This is a genomic window from Williamsia muralis, from assembly GCF_051487485.1.
In the GTDB taxonomy this organism is placed as follows: Bacteria; Actinomycetota; Actinomycetes; order Mycobacteriales; family Mycobacteriaceae; genus Williamsia; species Williamsia muralis_B.
In genome coordinates this window covers 168,654-189,961 of the sequence record NZ_JAHVCV010000002.1, presented here as the reverse complement: position 1 = coordinate 189,961, position 21,308 = coordinate 168,654, and the positions used below count along the sequence as shown (strand labels likewise).

Here is a 21,308-nt window from a genome sequence, read left to right as displayed (position 1 = left end):
GGAGGCATGCGGTCGTGGCCGTTGGGCGGATCGGGTCAGCCCACGCTCGTGATGTCAAAGGTGAGCAGGGCGTACGTGCCCGTGAGCAGCACCAGGATCATCGACAGCGCCAGCAGGACGTTCAGCCAGAAACGTGTCGAGTCTTTTCGCGAGTAGTCCGCGATCACCGTGCGGACACCGTTGCCGCCGTGCAGCTGGGCCAGCCACAGCATCGAGATGTCCCAGACCTGCCAGAACGGTTCTTTCCAGCGTGCCGCGACGAACGAGGCGTCGATCCGGTGAACACCGTCGTCCCAGGCCAGCATGATGAACATGTGGCCGATGGTCAGGATGATCAGCGCGAGGCCGGAGAACCGCATGAAGAGCCATGCGTTCTTCTCGAAGTTGCCGCCCTTGGGGCGCCGCGGTGAGCGCGGGTTGTCCAGACTGGCCGGCCGGTCGTGGTCGGTGCCGTACGTCTTGGCTATCCGGGGGGTTTGTGATGTGGTCATCGTCCGGCCTCCCTAGATGTGTTCCACGATGAGCTGCAGCAACCGGACCGTCGCCGCGCCGAACAGGATGACGAACAAGCCCAAGATGATCCACAGCATCTGACGCTGGTACTTGGGACCCTTCGACCAGAAGTCGATCAGGATGATGCGAACGCCGTTGAGAGCGTGGTAGAGCACACACGCCACGAGGCCGATTTCCATCAGGCCGACGATCGGGTTCTTGTACGTCTCGATGATCTCGGAGTACTTGTCGGGGTCGATCCGGATCACTGCCGTATCGAGCACGTGTACAAAGAGGAAAAAGAAGATCGAGACACCGGTGATCCGGTGCAGTACCCAGGACCACATGCCTGGGTCACCCCGATACAGGGAACGTTTGCGCACCGGGGCGGGCGCGGTCTCTGTAGGAATGCTCATCGAGAAATTGGCCTCCAACATCGTTGATGGACGCGTCGAGCGCGGTTCCGGCAGCTCGATCGTGGACCCACAAAACAAACCTTAAACCTAAGCTGAACGAGGGTGGAATCCTCCCCGAGTCGACAAGAGCCCCAAGGCATCTCGAATTAGGGTTGCCTTACCATTCTTCACATGTCACGCGCGGATGCGTCCGCGCTGTCCGCCGCGAGCGAAAGGCTGCGAAATGTCGGCCAATATCGATTGGAATCTGTTGCGGGACAAGGCGATAGAGGTGATGAAGGGTGCCTACGTCCCCTACTCGCGGTACCCGGTGGGCGCTGCCGCCCTAGTCGACGACGGGCGAATTGTTACCGGTTGCAATGTGGAAAATGTCTCATATGGTTTAGGGCTCTGCGCCGAGTGCACGCTGGCCGGAAACCTCCACGTTTCCGGTGGTGGGCGACTCGTGGCGCTCAGTTGCACCGACAGCCGGGGCCAGATCCTGATGCCCTGCGGGCGTTGTCGCCAAGTGTTGCTCGAGCACGGTGGGGCCACGATGCTGATCGATCACCGCGATGGGCCCAAGCCGCTGGGAGTTCTGCTGCCCGACTCGTTCGGGCCTGCCGATCTCGAGGCCGGCCGAGTGGTCGATGGCGGAGTGGTTGATGGCGGAGTGTCCGATGGGGCTGAAGGGGACAAGGAGGTCGATGGTGCCTGAGATCCATGACGCGGTCACGGTGATCGCCACCAAAAGAGACGGTCACGCGTTGACAGACGGACAGATCGACTGGGTCATCGATGCGTTCACCCACGGGTCGGTGCACGCGGAGCAGATGTCGGCGCTGGCGATGGCGATCCTGTTGCGCGGCATGAACCGCCGCGAGATCGCCCGCTGGACGGCGGCGATGATGAACTCCGGAGAACGGATGGACTTCACCCATCTCCGCCGCGACGGCAAGGCACTGAGGACCGTCGACAAACACTCGACAGGTGGGGTGGGGGACAAGATCACGTTGCCGCTGGCGCCGCTCGTCGCATCCTTCGGCGTCGCGGTGCCGCAACTGTCCGGGCGTGGGCTGGGGCACACCGGTGGCACGCTGGACAAGCTCGAGGCCATCGCCGGCTGGCGAGCGGACCTGACAAACGACGAGATCGTGGCGCAGCTCGAGTCCGTCGGAGCCGTGATCTGCGCCGCGGGTGCAACTCTGGCTCCGGCCGACAAGAAGCTCTACGCACTGCGCGACGTCACGGGGACGGTCGAATCGATTCCGCTCATAGCGAGTTCGATCATGAGCAAGAAGATCGCCGAGGGAACCGGCGCGCTGGTACTGGACGTCAAGGTCGGGTCCGGCGCCTTCATGAAGTCGGAGGCCGATGCACGCGAGCTGGCCGAGATCATGGTGGAGCTGGGTAACCAGGCAGGTGTGCACACCTCGGCTCTGCTGACCTCGATGTCAGAGCCTCTGGGACTGACAGCAGGGAACGCGCTGGAGGTCGCCGAATCGCTTGACGTGCTTGCCGGTGGCGGACCGCCCGACGTCGTGGAACTCACCGTGGCGTTGGCGGCCGCCATGCTCGACGCCGCGGGGATCACCGGGGTGAATCCGGCGGACAACCTGTCGAACGGCAAGGCGATGGACGTCTGGGACGCGATGATCCGGGCCCAGGGCGGCGACCCCCGCGCCCCGCTGCCCGTGGCGGCCGAGTCCGAGGTCATCCGCGCGCAGACCGCCGGACTGGTCGAAACGATCGATGCCATGGCCGTCGGTGTGGCCGCATGGCGGCTGGGTGCGGGCCGGGAACGGCAGGGCGAAGCAGTCCAGGCGGAGGCCGGGGTGAAGCTTCATGTGAGTGCCGGCGACCGGGTGGCCGTCGGCGACCCCCTGTTCACCATGTACACCGGAACGCCGCAACGTTTTGCTGCCGGGTCGGCGGCACTGGCCGGGGCCGCCGTGATCGGTTCGACAGCGCCGCAAGCCCGGTCGCGGGTGATCGATCGGGTTACCGTCGATATATGACACCCGCGCCGCTGGACTTGCCGACCATCTCCCTCGCGCCGAAGGTGCTCCTGCACGACCATCTCGACGGCGGACTGCGCCCGGGAACCGTGCTGGAGTTGGCCGGCGATGTGGGTTACGAGGATCTGCCCGCCGATGACGTCCCCGGCCTTGCCTCGTGGTTCCGCGAAGCCGCCGACAGCGGATCGCTGGTTCGGTACCTCGAGACGTTCACACACACCGTCGCGGTGATGCAGACGGCCGCGGCACTGGAGCGGGTGGCCCGCGAATGCGCCGAAGACCTCGCCGACGACGGGGTGGTGTACGCGGAGGTCCGCTTCGCCCCCGAGCAGCATCTGGAAGCCGGCCTGACCCTCGACGAGGTTGTCGAGGCCGTGCTGCGAGGATTCGCCGACGGCACCGCACACGCGGCAGACCGGGGTCGGAAGATCCAGGTGCGCACACTGGTGACCGCGATGCGGCACGCCGCCCGGTCGAGGGAGATCGCCGAATTGGCAGTGCGATTCCGCCGCCGCGGCGTCGCGGGCTTCGACATCGCGGGCGCCGAGGCCGGCTACCCGCCGAGCAGGCATCTCGATGCGTTCGAATACATGCGCGCGAACAACGCGCCCTTCACCATCCATGCGGGTGAGGCCTTCGGACTGCCGTCGATCCACGAGGCGATCAGCTTCTGCGGTGCTGATCGCCTCGGGCACGGGGTCCGGGTGATCGAGGACATCGTCCTGCCGCCCGGCACCGATCTCGCGGCAGGCGCATTCCCCGACGCCCAACTGGGCGATGTGGCGAACTACGTGCGCGACAAGCGGATTCCGCTGGAGCTCTGTCCGAGCAGCAACGTCCAGACCGGCGCTGTGGAGAGTCTGGTGACCCATCCGTTCAACGTGCTGGCCCGACTGCGGTTCCGGGTGACGGTGAACACCGACAACCGGCTGATGAGTGACACCACCATGAGCCGGGAGTGCAAGGTGCTCGTCGACCAGTTCGACTACGGCTGGGCCGACCTGGAACGGTTCACGGTGAACGCGATGAAGTCGGCGTTCATCCACTTCGACGAACGACTTGCCATCATCGACGACGTCATCAAGCCGGGGTACGCGGTCCTCATCGGCTGAACGCCGTCGACCGCGCTGCTGCCGCTGTCGACCGCGCTCTTACCGGCGTCGACGGTGGCTTTATCCGCGCTTCTTGTCGAGCCGGGTCTCGAACTCGTGCTCCAGCGCCCGCCACGCCTCTGACTCGTTGTCGAAGGGCGGGCTCGGGGCCAAGCGCTTCGGATCGGGGTTCAGCGCGTAGTTGACGAACCAGCCCAGCGGCGTCGTGGAACCGAGCGCTTCGGCGACGGAATCGTCGTCGGCGAAATCGGCTGCGTCGGTGAACAGCTCGACTGCCAACTCCAGCTGCCGGCGGTCGATGCGGCGGGGACCATCCGCGATGTCCTCGGTGAGGCCGGGCAGCACATAGACGTTGTCCTCGTACACCTCGATCTCCAGCGAACCGTCGGTTGCGGCGACCTGGATCTCCTCGAAGGTGCTGACCACGGAGAGATCGTGTTCGTTGTCGTCGGCGAGGAACCGTTCCAGTGCGCGATGCGACGGGAAGGCGAAGATCTTGCCGCGTGCCCCCAGGAAGACCGGGTCGTCGTCGAGATAACAACGCAGCGTGAAGAACTCGCCGTCGGAGGTGATGATCTGGATGGGGTCGATGCCGACCGACGCCCAGAAATCGTCCTCATCGATCTCGTCTTCGTCGTCATCTTCATCGTCGTCGAGGTCATCGTCGTCGAGGTCATCGTCGTCGTCGGAATCGGTGTCGTCCGATTCGCCGTCGATCAATTCGATGTCTTCGTCGGGCTCGTCTTCGTCTTCGGCACTGGCGGCGGCGAGGATCTCTGCCTCGGCCACCGACACCAGGTCAGCGTCGACCTCGGGACTCGTGATCACCTCGTCGATGGCATCGACCACGTCGTCCCAGCGTTTGTCGATGAGTGTTCCGATGCGCTCCCACAGTTCTTCACCGTCACGGCCCTGGAAGTTGCGGGTGCCGGTGGTGACGGCACCGAGGATGGGGTTGCCGTTGAAGAACTTGGTGATCGGGGTCAGTTCGCAGACCTCGCCGATGATCCGGACGATCTCGAGTACGTCCTCGAGTTTGGCGATGACCTCGGGTGTGGGGTCTTCAGAGGCGAGCTCGGGAACGGCGATCAGGTCGAAGGATTTGTCCTCGGCCGGTTCGAGTTCGTCGGCCTTGAGTCCGACAACGGTGTTCCACGCGGGATGTTCCACCAGATCGTTGTCGTCGCCCGAACGGATGAAGGCCACCAGTTCTGCCACGGACGCGAAGCCGTACAGGTCCTCGTCGAGACCGAGGAATGCCTCCCACTCATCGTCACCCTCACGCCAGCGTGGGGCCCACAGGGTGAACGCGTTGCCCTCGGTGATTCCGAGTTCGATTGGGACGATGTCTCCGGCCATGGCCACAGAGCCTAGTCACCGATCCTGAACGTCGGCTACATCGGGCATGGCCGGATCGTGACGGTGCCGGATCGCCGGTGGTGTCGCTCGAGTCATTGCGGTCGGTAGAACCCTTCGAAGGTCTGACCCATGTTGGTCGTACGCAGCGGGGACACGCTGACGGGGTCACCGGCTTCCACCAGTTGGCCGTTGCCCACATACATGGCTACGTGTCCCGACCACACGGCTAGATCACCCGGCTGGAGATCGGACTGTGAGATCGCGACGCCGGCTGTGTCCTGTTCCTGGGCAAGCCTGGGCAATTCGACCCCGGCCTCCCGGTAGGCCCATTGGGTCAGACCGCTGCAGTCCAGACCCTGCCCGGGCGTGGTGCCGCCCCAGACATAGGGCACGCCCTGCTGGCTCAGTGCTGCCCGTACCGCTGTTGCGGCTCGTTCGTTCGGTGCGTAGGCCACCGACCCGTCGGGCAAGGTGATGGCGACGCCGGTGCCACCGGGGTTGGTTGCCGACAATCCGGCCGGCAGCGTCTGAGCTCCTCCGGCCGCGTCTGGAGATGTGACCGGGGCAGCAGCCTGCACCGGCCCGAACGCCGCGTCGGTGAGATTGCCGAGTTCGTCGCCGACTCGCGCCAATTGGGTGTCGACAATCGCTGGGCCTGCTGGGGTGCGGCCTACGGCCATCAGGCGTTGGGTGTCGTCGGCCAACGCGGCTCGGGTCTTCTCGAGCACGGCGATGCCGCGTTGAATGTGCGTCATCGCGACCGGAATGACCGCAGCCACACCGGCGGGGGTGAAGAGCGAGGGTCCCATGGCCGAGGCGATGGTGACAAAGGAATCGAGGATCGACTGGAGTTCGACGGAGGCCAGCCGCACCTTGTCGGCTGCCGACTCGATCACCTCGGCGATGTCGGTGCCGTTGTCGCAATGGTGCGCGGTGTCCCGGACCGCCTGGTCGAGTGTGGCGAGAGCCTGGGAGCCACCGGCACCCGACCACTGTGGTGCCAGCTCGCTGTTCAATCGATGCTGCGTGGCCCTCGCTTCGTCGAGAACCGCTGCGGTGGAACGGAGTTGCGCCGCAGGAGCGCCCGCGGGCAGCACGCCGGTTCCCATCGCCGTGATCAGGGCGTTCAGCGGGGCGAGCAGGAGCTCGATGGGGATCATCAGACCGCCACGATCTGCGCCGCGCTGTTGTCGTCGGTGTCGGTGTAGGCGACCTGCGCGCCGCGCAGGCCATCACCGAGTGTCCGGACCCTGGCCGCGAGCTGTTCGATCTCGCGGCAGTGACGGTCGGTGACCATCGCGGCTGCGGCCGCGAATTCGGCTCCGATGATGCCGAACACCGGAGCGAGCAGCGACGCGTCGGCGCGGCCGGCCAAGGCATGTGTGGCGATGTCCTCGCCGACGGCGCGGGTGCCGAGGGAGGCGGTTCGGAGGGCGGCGGGATCAACGGAAACCTGACTCATGGGGATTCGACGCGATCGCCGGGCGTGGCGGTTCCCTCGTATGGTTGGTCAATGCAGATCCGAGCTGTTGATCATCCATTGGCCGCCGCAAGGCTGACCACGTTGCGCGACGAGCGAACCGACAACGCCGCCTTTCGTGGCGCTCTTTCCGACCTCACCCAGATGCTGATCTACGAGGCGCTGGTCGGAGCGCCGGTCGCAGAGGTGCCGGTCACGACGCCGGTGACCACCACCACGGGGGTGCGTCTCGCGGCGCCGCCACTGTTGGTGCCCGTTCTGCGCGCAGGCCTCGGGATGGTGGAGCAGGCGCACGCGATGGTGCCGGAAGCGAACGTGGGGTTCGTCGGGATCGCCCGTAACGAAGAGACGCACCAGCCGGTTCCGTACCTCGAGTCGCTGCCGGACGATCTGACCGGCCAACCTGTGTTCGTGCTCGACCCGATGCTTGCCACCGGTGGGTCGATGCTGCACACGATCGAACTGCTGGTGCAGCGCAAGGCCACCGACATCACTGCGGTGTGCGTGGTCGCCGCGCCGGAAGGTGTTGAGGCGCTGGAGAAATCGGGTTACCCGGTGCGTCTGGTCACCGCGGCCGTCGACGACGGGCTCAACGCCGACGCATACATCTCACCCGGGCTCGGCGACGCTGGGGATCGTCAGTTCGGGCCACGCTGACCGGAGCATGGGCCGGCTGCCGACGCGGGGTCGGGCGACTCGGTCAGACCGTGTAGAACTCGAGCGCGATGCCGTCGGGGTCACGGAAAGCGATGAGGTGGCCGGTGGAGCCGACGGCGATCCCGCTGTGCTCGACGCCCGCGGCGTCCAGATGGGCCAGCCAGCGTTCGAGTGCTCGCAGATCATGGACCGCGAGCGCGAGGTGGTCCAGACCGCAACGGAACTCGGAGAAGCGACCCGATATGGCGTCGGTGCCATGGCCGTTGAGTACCACCTGAATCCCGCATTCGTGGGCGAGGAGGGCCTTTTTCAGGTTGTAGCTCGAGTGGCGTCGCCGTAACCGAAATCCGCACACATCCTGATACCAGGTGATACTCCGGTTGACATCGCTCACGGTGAGACTCACGTGATGGAGGCCGGTGATCGGCGGGAACGCTGCGGACACGGTTGGTTCCTCCGGTTCTCCTAAGAGTGACTGCGTGCCGACCATCGTCCGCCGTCGCGGCGCACCTGTACAGGATGGTCGAAGCAGGTGCTGATGGTGTCGGTTGTCAGGGCTTCGTCGACCTCGCCGCATGCCACCGTGCGGCCGTCACGCAAGAGCAGGGCGTGGCTGGTGCTGGTGGGCAGGTCCTCCAGGTGATGGGTCACCAGGACGCTGGCGAGATCGACGACTTCGCGGCGCAGTTGATCGATGCTCCCGAGTAGCTGTTCCCGGGCCGCGAGATCGAGCCCGGTTGCCGGCTCGTCGAGCAACAGCAGTGAGGGTCGTGCCATCAGAGCTCGCGCGATCAGCGTCCGGCCCCGCTCGCCCTGGCTCATCAGCGTCCACACCGACTTTCGGCGGTCCGACATCCCCAGCAGGTCGAGAAGCTCGTCGGCATGCTTGTTCTCGTCGGCGGTATACGTACGCCTGCGGTCGAGTTCGGGTGTGTTGGTGAGGCCGGTGAGCACCACGTCGTGAGCCGACAACGGCAGATCCAATCGGTGCCGCGGATCCACGTGCCCGATGTGCGTACGCAATTCGCGCATGTCCACCCGGCCGAGGCGGCGGCCGAGCACGTCCACCGTGCCGCGGGTCGGGTGACCAAAGGCTCCGAGGATGTTCAGCAGCGTCGATTTGCCGGCGCCGTTGGGTCCGAGCAGAGCCCAATGTTCTCCGGCGTGGACGGTGAAGGTGATGTCGCGCAGGAGGAATCGCCCGCCGCGCACCACGTCGATGTGTGCGGCGTGAAGCACCTCACGAGAGCTGGGACCGACCACGAGATCAGTTGGTCCAGTAGTAGATCATCGGCTCGGCAGCGACCACCGATCCGTTGGTCGAGATGGTCAGGGCCGCGGGTGTCATCTCGTACGTGGTGTCGACATTGACGGCGACGAATTGATCACCCGACCGGGTGGGGAATTGCAGCTCGGTGCTCTGGCCGTCCGCGAGGCCCTTGTAGTAGTAGCGGCCGATCTGGTTACCTACCTGGCAGACAACAACATTCGAACGTGCGGTCTGACCGATCATCACCGCTGGATCGCCGGCCGCGTTGCAGCGGGGGCCGCTGACGAAACCTTGCCAGTCGGTGCCCGGCACCGTGGGCGTGGCCCGCGGCGTCGAAATCGTCGGCGGTGTGGTGGTGGGAGGCGTCGTGGCGGTCACCGTCTCGGTTTTTGTGGACACCTGCTGCGTTGTGGTCGAGGGCGGCGCCGTGGTGCTGCTGTCGGACGCCGAGGATTTGTCGTCCGCTGGGATGAAGAGGAAACCCAGGAGTACCGCGAGCGCCAGGACCAAGACACCCGCCACGACAGCGCCGATGACCAGAGGCGAAGCCCACGGTGATCTCGGCGGGGGAGTCGGGTAGAAGTTGCCGCTCACGCGCTCACCCTACCGGTGGCCGGCGTTGGTCAATGCCGACACCTCGTCGGTCAGCTGCGCCAATCGTCGCTGGGCAGCCGCGTGCGCATCGCCGAGCGGCCGTCCGGGAGACTCGGTCACCTCGAGATAGAACTTCAGCTTCGGTTCGGTACCAGACGGCCGTGCGATCACCCGGATCGTTCCGGTGTCGGTGGTGCCGGTGAACTGCACTGCGTCCGTTGATTGCTCTGAGTTGATTGACTGCGATGGCGGTCTCGAGAGGAAATCCTCCATCGCAACGACAACACCCGCGAGTTCAGAAGGCGGATCGTGACGCAGTGACCGCATGATCTCGGCGATCCGATCGAGGTCGTCGACCCGCAGCGAGTGTTGACCGGTTTTGTGGACGCCGTGGAGTTCGAACAGCTCGTCAAGGCGCTGGGCGAGTGTTCGGCCGACCCGGGCGAGATCGTCTGCCAGGACGCAGAGTGCCACTGCGGCGCTGATGCCGTCCTTGTCCCGGACGGCATCCGGGTCCACACAGTGACCGATGGCTTCTTCGTAGGCGTACACGAGTCCCTCGCCTGCGCGGACCAACCATTTGAAGCCTGTGAGGGTGGTTGCATGGCGTGCGCCCGCGGCCGCGGCGATCTTGCTCAGCAGGCTGCCGGAGACGATCGTGCTGGCAACCAGCGGGCTGCTTCCGGTTCCGGCCACGGTGTTGCGGGAAGCGAGGATGTCGGCGCCGAGGAGCGCGCCGGTTTCATCGCCGGTCAACATCCGCCATGACCCCTCGACCAGTGCGCCGACCGCGCAGCGATCAGCGTCCGGATCAAGAGCGATGGCCAGGTCGGCGTCGATGTCATCGGCGAGGTCCAACAGGAGATCCGCAGCTCCGGGTTCTTCGGGGTTGGGGAAGGTCGCTGTCGGGAAGTCGGGGTCAGGGTGTTGTTGTTCGGGCACCACAACAACATTCGTGAAACCGGCCCGACGCAGGGCTTCGACCGCGAGTTCGCCACCCACACCGTGCATGGCGGTCAGCGCGACCTTGAGATCGCTGCGCCGCGTGCCGAAGCGCGACCCGAGGCGTGCCAGGTACCTCTCGGTGTTCGCGTCGGCGCGCAAGTCCGAGTTCACCGGGATACGGGCGATCGAGCTTGCGGCGCCGGTGTGGCCGATGAGTTGCTCGATCTCGTTGTCGGCGGGCGGGACCAGTTGGGCGCCACCGTCGAGGTACACCTTGTACCCGTTGTCGGCGGGCGGGTTGTGTGATGCGGTGATCTGAATTCCCGCAGCGGCGCCCAGATCGCGAACGGCGAAGGCGACCAGGGGTGTCGGGCCGGGATCGGGGAGTGCAACGACATCAAATCCCTGCGCGGCAAGCACTTCGGTCGTCGCGTGGAAGAACTGCTCGGACCCGTGCCGGGCGTCGCGGCCGACCACAACCGTGGCGCCGCGATGGTCGTGGTCGATGAGCCATTGCCCGACGCCTGCCGTCGCCTTCGTGACCACTGCGACATTCATCCCCATCGGTCCCGCGCGAACCGGGCCGCGCAGTCCTGCGGTGCCGAAATGCAATGTGTCCGAGAAGCGCTCGGCAATCGAGTCGGGGTCTAGGGTCTGCAGGTCGCGGCGGGTGGCCGGGTCCGGGTCTGCGTCGATCCAGGCCTGGACCCTGTCGAGGTGGCTCATCCTACGATCAGATCTTCTCGATCACCTGGGCCAGGAGGTGGCCCATCCGCGTCGCCGATGCACGGCCGACCTCGAGCACCTCTTCGTGGTCGAGGGGCTCGCCGGTGATCCCTGCTGCGAGGTTGGTGACCAGAGAAATGCCGAGTACTTCGAGCTTTTCCGCTCGGGCTGCGATGGTCTCGTGAACGGTGGACATCCCGACAAGGTCTGCACCGATGACCCGCAACATATTGATCTCCGCAGGTGTCTCGTAGTGCGGCCCGGGAAGCCCCGCGTAAACACCCTCGGCGAGAGCGGGATCGACGGATTGCGCGATACCGCGGAGCCTCGGCGAATAGGCGTTGACCAGATCCACGAACTGCGCGCCGACCAGCGGCGAGCGGCCGGTCAGGTTGAGGTGATCGCTGATCAGAACCGGTTGACCGACGGTCATGTCGGAGCGCAGTCCACCGGCGGCGTTGGTGAGCACAAGTGTTCGGACACCGGCAGCCGCGGCGGTCCGGACGGCATGAACGACATTGGCGAGGGGATGGCCCTCGTACGCGTGTGTTCTGCCGAGCAACACCAGAACCGATTTGCCGCCGATGTGCAACGAGTGGACGGTGCCCGAATGACCTTCGGCGCTGGGAGGAGTGAAACCGGGCAGTGTCGCCATCGGGATGCTGGTCTCTGCCGCGCCGAGCGCGTCGGCGGCCGGCGCCCACCCCGAGCCGAGGACCACCGCCACATCGTGGTTGTCGAGGCCTGTCTGCTGCGCGATGGCAGCAGCCGCGGTCTGAGCACTTGCCCTGGGGTCGGTCGAGGGGTCCACATCTGCGCCGTCGATTGCCATGGGCTCAACCCTAAGGCGATATGGTCACCGCATGCCGTATGTGACCACCGCCGACGTCGTGCACACCCTTCACCTGGCCGCCGGCGAGACCGAGGCCAGCGAGGCCAATCCCGAGAACCGGTTCACCATGGACTGGCTGGACACCGTCAACAACCTGCTCGACGAGGTTCCCACCTCAGCTCCCGGCGCACTGGTCATCACCGGCGCCGGCAAGTTCTTCTCGAACGGATTGGACGTGGACTACATCGGCGCCAACGCCGACAAACTCCCCGCGTACCTCGACCGCGTGCACGCTCTCTACGCACGAGTGCTCACTTTCCCGCTGCCCACGGTCGCAGCCATCAACGGTCACGCGTTCGGGGCCGGCGCGATGCTCGCATTGTGCGCCGACCACCGCATCATGCGCACCGAACGGGGGTTCTGGTCGCTACCCGAGGTGCTTCTCGGGATGCCGTTCACCGTGGGGATGGCGTCGCTGCTGCGGACCCGCCTGCCCGACGCGACAGCCATCGAGGCGATGACCACGGGACGTCGGTACGGCGCACTAGAGGCCGTCGATGCAGGCATCGTCGAACAGACCGCAGACATTGACGACCTGCTCACGGAAGCATCGGGTGTCGCGGCCGGACGTGCCGCCGTGGCCGGGCCCACACTCGCCGTGATCAAGCAGGGACTTCGTGCGCCACTGTTGACCGACCTCGAGCGCCCCACCCCGGCATCGTTGATTGGCTAACTCCGTTCGGACCGCTATGGCCACGGGTGAGAGAATGGCCTGATGGCGGAGATCGAGAAACGAGCTGACCGTGCGGTGCGCGCGGTCGCCGGCGACCTCGTCGAGTTGTCCCATTCACTCCACGCCGAGCCCGAATTGGCGTTCGCCGAGCACCGCAGCGTGTCCAAGATCACCGACCTGCTCGACGCTCACGGCTTCATCATCGACGTCGGTGTGGCGGATCTGCCCACAGCTTTCACGGCCACCTACGGCTCAGGGGACCTCGTTGTCGGGCTGTGTGCCGAGTACGACGCGCTGCCCGGAATCGGCCATGCGTGCGGTCACAACGTGATCGCGGCCGCTGCGGTGGGAGCCGCGCGTGGCCTCGCCGAGATCGCGGACGAGCTCGGCATCACCGTGCTGGTACTCGGCACCCCCGCCGAGGAGACCGGTGGCGGCAAGATCGCCATGGCCGAGGCCGGTGTTTTCGACTCGGTGGCAATGGCTTTGATGGTCCACCCCGGGACTGCCGACGAAGTCGCTTGCAGCTCATTGGCGTTGGCGGATCTGGCGATCCGATACACCGGTGTCGAGTCGCATGCCTCCGCCGCGCCCGAACGTGGGCGCAACGCTGCGGATGCGGCCACGATCGCGCAGGTGTCGTTGGGGTTGCTGCGTCAGCACCTGCGTCGTGGACAGCAGTTGCACGGCATGATCAGTGTTGGGGGCAGCGCCCCGAACATCGTTGCCGGACACAGTGAGTTGCTCTACTACCTGCGTGCGCGAGACGAAGCGTCGCTGTTGGATCTGGGTGAGCGAGCCGAAGGTTGTTTTGCAGCCGGGGCCATGGCCACCGGATGTACCCATGAGGTGTCCACCGTGTCGCCGACCTATCTCGAGCTGAGGCACGACCCGCGACTGCTCGGCGCGTACCGCGACGCGATCACCGATCTCGGTCGCGAAGTACTGCCTCCTTCCGTCGAAGGCGTTCGGCCACTGGGCAGTACGGACATGGGCAACATCAGTCACATGTTGCCGTCGATTCATCCGCTGATCGGTATCGACAGCGATGGGGCACGGACCCACGAGGTGGAGTTCGCCGCCGCGGCGGCGTCGGCATCGGCCGACCAGGCAGTGTTCGATGGAGCAATTGCTCTGGCGCGCACCGCGGCAACGGCGGCGCAAAACGGCCGGTGGCGCGATGAACTGCTGGAGGCGCATGAGAGACGGATCGGTCAGAGACCGCAGATGATGAGCAAATCGCAGATCGTGGGCAATCGATGATGAGTGTGTATTCGACATGAGTGGGCAGAGAGTGGATCCGGAACGTTTCCTCAAGGAGCTGGACAGCTGGCTGGCGCAGAACAGTGCGCAGCTGGTGGCGTGGCGTCGTGACTTCCACACCAACCCCGAACTGTCCCGGGGTGAATTGCGGACCACTCGGGTGGTGTTCGACGAATTGACCAACGCAGGCCTCTCGCCGCGCATCCTGCCCCAGGGAACCGGCCTGGTGTGCGATCTCGGGCCGGCAGGGCCGCTGGTGGGGCTCCGTGCGGACATGGACGCCCTTCCCATCGCCGAACGGACCGGGCAGCCCTTCGCCTCCACGGTCGAGGGTGTGTCTCACGCCTGCGGTCACGACGGGCACACCGCCATCCTCCTGGGCGTCGGCAAGGCGCTCGCTTCGATGGACGATCTGCCGATCGGAGTGCGGCTGGTGTTCCAGGCCGCCGAAGAGGTGATGCCCGGCGGCGCCGTGGATGCGGTCGCGGCCGGTGTCACCCGGGGCGTGAGCCAGTTCTTCGCCCTGCACTGCGACCCCAAGCTCGAAGTGGGCAAGGTCGGGTTGCGGCCAGGGGCCATCACGTCGGCGGCCGACCACGTGGAGCTGGTGTTGCATTCGCCGGGCGGACACACCTCGCGCCCACACCTGACCGCTGACCTGGTCTACGCGATGGGGACCGTGATCACCGGCCTGCCGGGCGTGCTGTCACGGCGTATCGACCCGAGAACCAGCACGGTGATGGTGTGGGGTTCGGCGCACGCCGGTGACGCGCCGAACGCGATACCGCAGGAAGGCCGGTTGCGGGGCACCGTTCGCACCGGCGACCACGCGACATGGGCTCTGCTGGAGCCGATGGTGCGCGAGATCATCTCGGGACTGCTCGCTCCGCTCAGCGTTCGATACGACCTGGTCTACAAACGCGGTGTCCCGCCGGTGGTCAACGACCCGATGTCCACGGAGCTGTTGAAGCAATCGGTGATGAACATCGGGCCCGAGGCGTTGGCCGACACCGCACAATCCGGTGGTGGCGAAGACTTTTCGTGGTACCTGGAGAACGTCCCGGGTGCCATGGCCCGGCTAGGGGTGTGGAGCGGGCACGGTCCGCAGTCGGATCTGCACCAGCCGAACTTCGATCTCGACGAGCGGGCACTGGCAATCGGCGTGCGGACTCTTGCCGGAGTGGTACTCGCAGCCGGCCAGAACGTGCGCTGAGGTCGCTGCCTCGGTCGCGTCTACTCTGGTCCCGGACCCACGTTGCGGGACTCGCGGAGTCGCAGCTGGTGAACGTATTCGTTTGGCGCGCCCGCGATTTCGGCGGCTTCGGCCATGACGCCCAGGTAGCGGGCGGAGGGCAGGCCGCCTTCGAAGGCGTCGAGGACGTACAGCCATGCCAGGACTGGACCGTCGGCGGTGTCGACGCGTGCCCGGATCTTGCGGTGTATGCCGAGCTCGGAGCCTTCCCAGCGGTCGAGGCTGGACTCGTCGTCCTCGGTCACGTCGTACAGCACCACGAACACGCGGGCGTCGGGGTTGTCGCGGTCTTCGGTGACTGTTGCCAGCGCGCCTTCCCAGCCGATGTCGCCGCCGCCGAAGGTGAGCCGCCAGCCCGTCAGCCATCCGGTACCCGCCATCGGCGAGTGGGGAGCACGCTCCAGCATCTGCTCGGGGTGCATGTTCGAGCCGTATGCGGCGTAGATGGGCACGGGGAGGAGCCTAGATGGTCATCTGCCCATCGGGAAAGCAGGACTGCAGATCGACTAGATTCGTTACGTGGCAGCCCGCCGCTCGGGGCACCCGACATCTTCAGGGAGTTGAGCTGAATTGACCAAGATCGTGATCATCGGCGGCGGACCCGCCGGCTACGAGTCGGCGCTTGCCGCGGCCAGCTATGGGGCCGACATCACTGTGGTCGACAGCGACGGCATCGGTGGTGCCTGCGTGCTCTGGGACTGCGTCCCGTCGAAGACCTTCATCGCGTCCGCCGGCATCCGCACCGAGGTCCGCCGGGCCGTCGACCTGGGCATCAACCTTCGTTACGACGGCGCACTGGTGTCCTTGCCGCAGATCCACCAGCGGGTGCGTGACCTCGCATTCGCGCAGTCGTCCGACATCCGGTCGCGGTTGCTGACCGAGGGCGTCCGGATCATCGCGGGGCGCGCGAAGCTCGGAGAGCAGGAGTCGGGACGAGGTCGGCACCGCGTCATTGCGACAACGATCAACCCGGACGGATCCGACGGCGCCGAGGAAGTCCTGGATGCCGATGTGGTGTTGATCGCAACCGGCGCGTCGCCGCGGGTGCTGCCCGACGCGCAGCCCGACGGCGAGCGCATTCTCACCTGGCGTCAGATGTACGACCTGAACGAATTCCCGGAGCACCTCGTGGTGGTCGGTTCGGGTGTCACCGGTGCCGAGTTCGTCCACGCCTATACCGAGCTCGGCGTTCCCGTCACGATGGTGTCCAGCCGCGACCGTGTGTTGCCCGGCGAGGACGAGGACGCTGCTCTTGTGCTCGAGGACGTGTTGGCCGAGCGCGGCGTGAAGCTGGTCAAGCACGCGCGCGCCGACAAGGTCGAACGTACGGCCGACGGGATCAAGGTGATCTTGTCCGACGGCCGGACGGTGGAGGGGTCGCACTGCTTGATGACGGTGGGCTCGGTGCCCAACACCGACCACCTCGGCCTCGAGGCCGTCGGGATCGAACTCGCCAAAGGCGGCTACCTCCAGGTGGACCGGGTATCGCGCACCGGTGTGCCGGGAATCTACGCGGCCGGCGACTGCACGGGTCTGTTGCCGCTGGCGTCTGTCGCCGCCATGCAGGGCCGAATCGCGATGTATCACGCACTCGGTGAGGGCGTCACGCCCATCAAGCTCAAGACCGTCGCCTCCGCCATTTTCACGCGCCCCGAGATCGCGACCGTCGGGGTGAGCCAGCAGGCGATCGACTCGGGGGAGTACCCGGCTCGCACCGTGATGCTGCCGTTGGCCACCAACCCGCGCGCGAAGATGAGCGGGTTGCGGCGCGGATTCGTGAAGATCTTCTGCCGGCCTGCGACGGGTGTGGTGATCGGTGGCGTGGTGGTGGCCCCGAATGCGTCAGAGTTGATCTTGCCGATCGCGCTGGCGGTGCAGAACAAGCTGATGGTCAGTGACTTAGCGGCGACGTTCTCGGTGTACCCGTCGTTGTCCGGATCGGTGACCGAGGCGGCGCGCCAGTTGGTTCGACACGACGACCTCGACTAGCTGTCTCACTGGTTGAGAAACTGGTTTCACATTTCGGTCACGCCCGCTAACGTACGGTATGGGCGCTGACCTGACGTGCCCTGCTCGGTGACCACACTCATCACCTTCTGTCCTTGTAATTTTCAGAATGTGTTGGAGTGAATCGAATGGTTGTCCTCAGTGCTCGGTACGAAGCGTCGCACGCACTCGCCAATGTGCGTGGGTCGGCGATCCGTGACCTGCTCAAGCTCACCGAACAGCCGAATGTGCTGAGCATGGCGGGCGGCCTTCCGGCAACGGAACTCATTCCTGCGCAACGGATCGCGGAGTCGGCCGCCCGAATCATCGCCGACTCGACCGCCCTGCAGTACACCGTGAGCGCCGGTGTGTCGTCGTGTCGCGAGGTTGTCGCCGAATACATCGACACTGATGACCCTAGACGGGTGTTGCTGACGCACGGATCGCAACAGGCGCTGTTCTTGCTGGCGCACGCGTTGGTCAATCCAGGTGATCTGGTCATCGTGGACGACCCTGTCTACGTGGGCGCTCTCCAGGTGTTCCAATCGGTGCGGGCGCGGATTCGTGCCTTGCCCATCACACCGAGTGGAATCGATGTCGACTTACTCAGGGGATGGCTGCAATACGGCGAGCGTCCGCGAATAGTTCACACAGTCAGCAACTTCCACAACCCTGGCGGTGTGAGCGCGTCTGATGAGAATCGGGTGGAGCTCGCCCGATTGGCCGACAAGTTCGGCTTCGTAGTGGTGGAAGACGATCCGTACGGCAAGCTTCGCTTCTCGGGCGCGGAGGTGAGACCGATTGCTGCGCACAGTGATCGGGTGGTTCTGCTCGGCACCGCATCCAAGGTCCTTGCGCCTGCTCTGCGGGTGGGATGGATGAGCGGCCCGCCCGAAGTGGTCGCATTGGTGGAGCGACTGCGCCAGGGGGCTGATCTGTGTGGGTCCACCTTCAGTCAGTTGATGGTCGCGGATCTGCTGGCCGACCGAGAGTGGCTTTCCGGGCACATCGCCGGTGTTTGCTCCGAATATTCCTCTCGGGCAGGCGCTTTGACCGAATCGCTGCAGCAGACCTTTGGCGAGGCGGCTCAGTTCACGGCTCCGGAGGGGGGAATGTTCTGCTGGGTTAGATTGCCCGGAATCGATACAACGGAATTGTTGTCTGCTGCGGTGGATGCCGGCGTGGCATTTGTCCCGGGCGCCGCGTTTGCTGTGGACGCCGACTTCGGGGACTGTCTCAGGCTGAGTTTCGCCACTCTTCCTGCTGATCAATTGGCCGAAGGGGTGCGGCGGTTGGCGGTCGCGTATGAGTCGGTGCGACCTGTCCAGTAATCGAACACATGTTCGACAATATTGGAATTCGCTGTTAGAATTGCCCTAAGCGTTCGACAGGCTGGGGGGCTTTTCGATGAGTGATTCGGTGACGGTGGATCCACCTCCAATGCCGGTCTTGGTGGGGTTGTATCGAGATCTTGATGTTCTGCTGCAGCGGATTGCTGGTGCGTCATCGGCGGATGTTGGTGATGTGCAGGTTGCTGAGTTGGTGCGGGTGAACGAGAGAGTTGTTCGGGCACTGTCGTTTCAGGGTCTCAAGCGGTTGCAGGAGGTGAATGATCGAGGCTTGTTTCGTAAGGCTGGTCATTCGACGTTGCATCGGTTTGTGATGAGTGAACTGCGGGTCTCTCGTGGTGATGCCTCGTCGCGGCTGAAGGCACTTGATGCTGCTGGTGTGTTGTTGTCGATGCAGGGGCAGCCGTTGCCCCCGAAGTGTCCGGCTGCTGCGGAAGCGTTGGCCGAGGGTGCGATTGGGTTGGCGCACATGGATGTGATGCTCAAAGTCCGCGACCGCATTCCGCACAAATCGGCGCCGGAAGTGTATGACGTGGTCGATGCGTGGATGACCGACAACGCCCGCACATTGACTCCGACTGAGCTTGAAGTGTGCGGGCGGGAAGTCCTGGCGCGGGTTGATCCGGACGGGACACTCACTGACGACACTGACCGCAAACGCAACCGGGGTTTGTCCGACGGTCCCCAAGGGTTGGACATGATGGCCAAAATCAGTGGCAACCTCGACCCAGCAACGTTGGCGCTGTTTCGGACGGTGATGGATGTGTGGGCAGCACCCGGGATGAACAACCCTGACGACCCCAACTCACCGGCCGGCGCCGTCGACGACCCGAGCATGGATCCAGCGATCATTGAGGCCGCGGTCGGGCGTGACACCCGTTCGCGTGCGCAGCGTCAGCACGATGCGTTCAAGGCAATTTTGAAGACGATTCTGGAGTACAAGTTGTTGGGGACTTCGCATCGTGGCCTGCCGGTGCAGGTAATTGTCACGATGACCAAGCAGCAGCTTGATGAGGCCGCCGGGATCGCCCACACCGCCTCCGGGGTGGATCTTCCTGTGAAGGATGCCTTGGAGTTGGCGGCTCGGGCGGATTGGTCGTTGGCGGTGTTCGCCAACCACTCCGCCGACGTCCTCTACTTTGCTCGGGCCAAACGCACTGCCCAGCAAGGTCAGCGGATGGCGTTGTTCGCCAAAGACCGAGGTTGCACCAGTCCCGGCTGCCGTAACCCGATCTCCTGGACTGAAATTCATCACACCACCGCCTGGGCCGATGGCGGACACACCGACATCGACGAACTGGCCCCGGCGTGCATTCCACATCACGCGATGATCGGACCCGGCGAGGATCAATGGCAGACGGTGATGGTCACCGACGGCCCCGACGCCGGCCGAGTCGCGTGGATCCCACCGAAATACATCGACCCCGACCAACAACCCCGCATCAACCGGGCCCACCACACCGACCACACCATCGAAACGGCATGGCAAAACATCATCGCCGAACGCCAACAGGCACTCAACGAACGTGAAGAACGTATGCAGCTCCAACACAACCGGGCCGAGTCGGTGGCGAGCCAAGACGACCACACGCATGGCTGCGAGACCTCGGTCGAGCAGCCGGAGCAGTAGCGGCGACCGGGGGTGGTTTACGACGGGTGTGATTGGCGCTGGATATCGCCAAGTTGTTGGTGTGCGTACCCGTGCGGGTCGTGCGAAACGACGGGCGGCGGCCATTCGATGGCCAAGGGCTCGACAACCTGGCTACAGCCAAGCGAGTACGACCAGCCGAACACGGCGGTCCAGCCACCAAAGCTCGGACGGATCGGACGGAACCAGCCAGGACCGGTTAACGTCTAACCCCGAGCGAGGGGTCTAACGGGGGAGTGATCTGTGACAGACGAAGTGAAGTTCACCGATACACAGTGGGAAGAGCTAGCTAGAGCAGGTGAGGCGTTCGCGACGGTTTTAGAGGAGCAACAATCGCTCCTTCGTGCGGTCCTAGTCCAAAACTGGGCAGGGCAGTGCGAAGAGGGCAACGGACTTCTTGAGAATCTGCGAGCCATTGTTCATGGGGGCGATAGCTCGTTCGTTCAAGCTATCGATGCTGAGGCTAAGTATCTGAGAAGCCACGCCTCCGTCTGCCGAAGCTCGCGAAGTGCTCTCCAATCTGTTGATGATCAAAACTCGAACGACGTGGTCCGTTGATTCGCCTTATTGCAATTGGTTTAGTTATCGTCGGGTTGGCGTGCGGATGCGCGGTTGATGATTCGTCTACCCGTGCGGTTCCAGCCGGCGAGCAGGGACAGGTGAAAGACGCTGTGGAATCACCGATTCCCCTGCCTTTCGAAAGTAGGTTCCCTAACAGGACGAATGCCGCGAACGACGGAACTCCTTACGAACCGTGCACTGCGTTTGCAGCGGCTGATTTGGAAAGATTCAATATTGATTACGCAGTTATAGAGGACGCCGCGCAGGTGGACGGCCAGGGAACGCGGGGTTGTCACTGGTTCATGCCGCAAGAATTCGGGTTCGGCCAAGTGGTCGCCAATTCGGCGTCGTTGGACATCTATAAACAGCACACGCCGGAACTCGACTGGCGGCCTGACGTCGTCATCGGCGGTCGAACGGTCGGTGTTTTCGGATTGAAGGACCACAGCGGGACATGTTCGACTTACGTGCAGTCGTATTCAGCGGGTGTGGTAACAAACATCCTTACGTCGGCTGGGCCCGAGGCGAGAACAATGGACGCGTGTCAGATGGTTTTGGACTTCACGCGCGCATATATCGACAAGATCCCTATCTGAGGTCGGCAGCGCGGGCTACGAGTAGCCGACATTGTCTTAG

At 64.7% G+C, this 21,308-nt stretch carries 21 protein-coding genes and 1 pseudogene; 11 read left to right on the top strand and 11 right to left on the bottom strand.

Annotation, left to right across the window (positions count from 1 at the left end; translation table 11 throughout):
• Positions 1 to 35: 35 nt before the first annotated feature.
• Entirely contained in the window at positions 36 to 491 is a 456-nt protein-coding gene (locus KXR83_RS04195; protein WP_247208319.1) for a succinate dehydrogenase hydrophobic membrane anchor subunit, read from the bottom strand.
• A gap of 12 nt (positions 492 to 503) precedes the next feature.
• Complete coding sequence (gene sdhC, locus KXR83_RS04190; RefSeq protein ID WP_038254497.1) at positions 504 to 908, bottom strand: succinate dehydrogenase, cytochrome b556 subunit; 405 nt, start codon at positions 906 to 908, stop codon at positions 504 to 506.
• A 223-nt stretch (positions 909 to 1,131) separates the two neighbouring features.
• On the opposite strand from sdhC, the pseudogene KXR83_RS04185 reads away from it, so the two are divergent.
• The 3 genes and pseudogenes from KXR83_RS04185 to KXR83_RS04175 all read left to right on the top strand — a co-directional run.
• Positions 1,132 to 1,533, top strand: a pseudogene (locus KXR83_RS04185) (cytidine deaminase); the annotation flags it as partial.
• A 61-nt stretch (positions 1,534 to 1,594) separates the two neighbouring features.
• Positions 1,595 to 2,905, top strand: coding sequence for a thymidine phosphorylase (locus tag KXR83_RS04180; RefSeq protein ID WP_437423723.1), 1,311 nt, complete (start codon positions 1,595 to 1,597; stop codon positions 2,903 to 2,905).
• Complete coding sequence (locus KXR83_RS04175; RefSeq protein ID WP_437423722.1) at positions 2,902 to 4,017, top strand: adenosine deaminase; 1,116 nt, start codon at positions 2,902 to 2,904, stop codon at positions 4,015 to 4,017. The genes KXR83_RS04180 and KXR83_RS04175 overlap by 4 nt, the downstream gene beginning before the upstream one ends.
• Before the next feature lie 60 nt (positions 4,018 to 4,077).
• Here KXR83_RS04175 and KXR83_RS04170 read toward each other — a convergent pair whose 3' ends face one another.
• From KXR83_RS04170 to KXR83_RS04160, 3 genes are all read right to left on the bottom strand, one after another.
• Complete coding sequence (locus KXR83_RS04170; RefSeq protein ID WP_437423721.1) at positions 4,078 to 5,376, bottom strand: primosomal protein; 1,299 nt, start codon at positions 5,374 to 5,376, stop codon at positions 4,078 to 4,080.
• Between the two features lie 92 nt (positions 5,377 to 5,468).
• The gene (locus KXR83_RS04165) at positions 5,469 to 6,536 is read right to left on the bottom strand and encodes a C40 family peptidase (protein WP_437423720.1); all 1,068 of its coding nucleotides are present in this window, start codon (positions 6,534 to 6,536) and stop codon (positions 5,469 to 5,471) included.
• Entirely contained in the window at positions 6,536 to 6,838 is a 303-nt protein-coding gene (locus tag KXR83_RS04160; RefSeq protein ID WP_437423719.1) for a type VII secretion target, read from the bottom strand. The genes KXR83_RS04165 and KXR83_RS04160 overlap by 1 nt, the downstream gene beginning before the upstream one ends.
• A 51-nt stretch (positions 6,839 to 6,889) precedes the next feature.
• Here KXR83_RS04160 and upp point away from each other — a divergent pair, with 51 nt between their 5' ends.
• Positions 6,890 to 7,513, top strand: coding sequence for a uracil phosphoribosyltransferase (gene upp, locus KXR83_RS04155; protein ID WP_437423718.1), 624 nt, complete (start codon positions 6,890 to 6,892; stop codon positions 7,511 to 7,513).
• Between the two features lie 43 nt (positions 7,514 to 7,556).
• On the opposite strand, the gene KXR83_RS04150 is transcribed toward upp, so the two are convergent.
• The 5 genes from KXR83_RS04150 to KXR83_RS04130 are packed head-to-tail and all read right to left on the bottom strand — an operon-like array spanning position 7,557 to position 11,859.
• Positions 7,557 to 7,958 (bottom strand): VOC family protein, encoded by a 402-nt coding sequence (locus KXR83_RS04150; RefSeq protein ID WP_437423717.1) that lies wholly within the window; start codon positions 7,956 to 7,958, stop codon positions 7,557 to 7,559.
• Positions 7,959 to 7,978: 20 nt separating this feature from the next.
• On the bottom strand, positions 7,979 to 8,776 hold the full coding sequence (locus tag KXR83_RS04145) for an ABC transporter ATP-binding protein (RefSeq protein WP_437423716.1): 798 nt from the start codon (positions 8,774 to 8,776) through the stop codon (positions 7,979 to 7,981).
• Positions 8,777 to 8,780: 4 nt separating this feature from the next.
• Entirely contained in the window at positions 8,781 to 9,377 is a 597-nt protein-coding gene (locus tag KXR83_RS04140; protein WP_437423715.1) for a hypothetical protein, read from the bottom strand.
• Positions 9,378 to 9,386: 9 nt separating this feature from the next.
• A complete protein-coding gene (locus tag KXR83_RS04135; protein ID WP_437423714.1) occupies positions 9,387 to 11,048 on the bottom strand; it encodes a phospho-sugar mutase in 1,662 nt (553 codons plus the stop codon).
• 7 nt (positions 11,049 to 11,055) lie between these two features.
• Positions 11,056 to 11,859 (bottom strand): purine-nucleoside phosphorylase, encoded by an 804-nt coding sequence (locus KXR83_RS04130; protein ID WP_437424438.1) that lies wholly within the window; start codon positions 11,857 to 11,859, stop codon positions 11,056 to 11,058.
• Positions 11,860 to 11,911: 52 nt separating this feature from the next.
• Between KXR83_RS04130 and KXR83_RS04125 the strand changes: the two genes are divergently transcribed.
• Genes KXR83_RS04125 through KXR83_RS04115 form a run of 3 tightly spaced genes read left to right on the top strand, consistent with a single transcriptional unit; the run spans position 11,912 to position 15,089 of the window.
• Positions 11,912 to 12,613 carry an enoyl-CoA hydratase/isomerase family protein gene (locus KXR83_RS04125; RefSeq protein ID WP_437423713.1) on the top strand — a complete coding sequence of 234 codons (702 nt, stop codon included), beginning with the start codon at positions 11,912 to 11,914 and terminating at the stop codon, positions 12,611 to 12,613.
• 51 nt (positions 12,614 to 12,664) lie between these two features.
• A complete protein-coding gene (locus KXR83_RS04120) occupies positions 12,665 to 13,876 on the top strand; it encodes an amidohydrolase (protein WP_437424437.1) in 1,212 nt (403 codons plus the stop codon).
• 16 nt (positions 13,877 to 13,892) lie between these two features.
• Positions 13,893 to 15,089 carry a M20 family metallopeptidase gene (locus tag KXR83_RS04115; protein WP_437423712.1) on the top strand — a complete coding sequence of 399 codons (1,197 nt, stop codon included), beginning with the start codon at positions 13,893 to 13,895 and terminating at the stop codon, positions 15,087 to 15,089.
• 20 nt (positions 15,090 to 15,109) lie between these two features.
• Here KXR83_RS04115 and KXR83_RS04110 read toward each other — a convergent pair whose 3' ends face one another.
• Positions 15,110 to 15,580, bottom strand: coding sequence for a gamma-glutamylcyclotransferase (locus KXR83_RS04110; protein WP_437423711.1), 471 nt, complete (start codon positions 15,578 to 15,580; stop codon positions 15,110 to 15,112).
• A gap of 118 nt (positions 15,581 to 15,698) precedes the next feature.
• Here KXR83_RS04110 and KXR83_RS04105 point away from each other — a divergent pair, with 118 nt between their 5' ends.
• The 4 genes from KXR83_RS04105 to KXR83_RS04090 all read left to right on the top strand — a co-directional run bounded on the left by KXR83_RS04105 (position 15,699) and on the right by KXR83_RS04090 (position 21,268).
• Positions 15,699 to 17,117 (top strand): NAD(P)H-quinone dehydrogenase, encoded by a 1,419-nt coding sequence (locus KXR83_RS04105; protein ID WP_437423710.1) that lies wholly within the window; start codon positions 15,699 to 15,701, stop codon positions 17,115 to 17,117.
• A 146-nt stretch (positions 17,118 to 17,263) separates the two neighbouring features.
• A complete protein-coding gene (locus KXR83_RS04100) occupies positions 17,264 to 18,445 on the top strand; it encodes a PLP-dependent aminotransferase family protein (RefSeq protein ID WP_437424436.1) in 1,182 nt (393 codons plus the stop codon).
• 76 nt (positions 18,446 to 18,521) lie between these two features.
• Positions 18,522 to 20,093: a DUF222 domain-containing protein gene (locus KXR83_RS04095; protein ID WP_437423709.1), complete on the top strand. Its 1,572-nt coding sequence runs from the start codon at positions 18,522 to 18,524 to the stop codon at positions 20,091 to 20,093.
• Positions 20,094 to 20,665: 572 nt separating this feature from the next.
• A complete protein-coding gene (locus KXR83_RS04090) occupies positions 20,666 to 21,268 on the top strand; it encodes a DUF3558 family protein (protein WP_437423708.1) in 603 nt (200 codons plus the stop codon).
• Positions 21,269 to 21,308 lie beyond the last annotated feature (40 nt).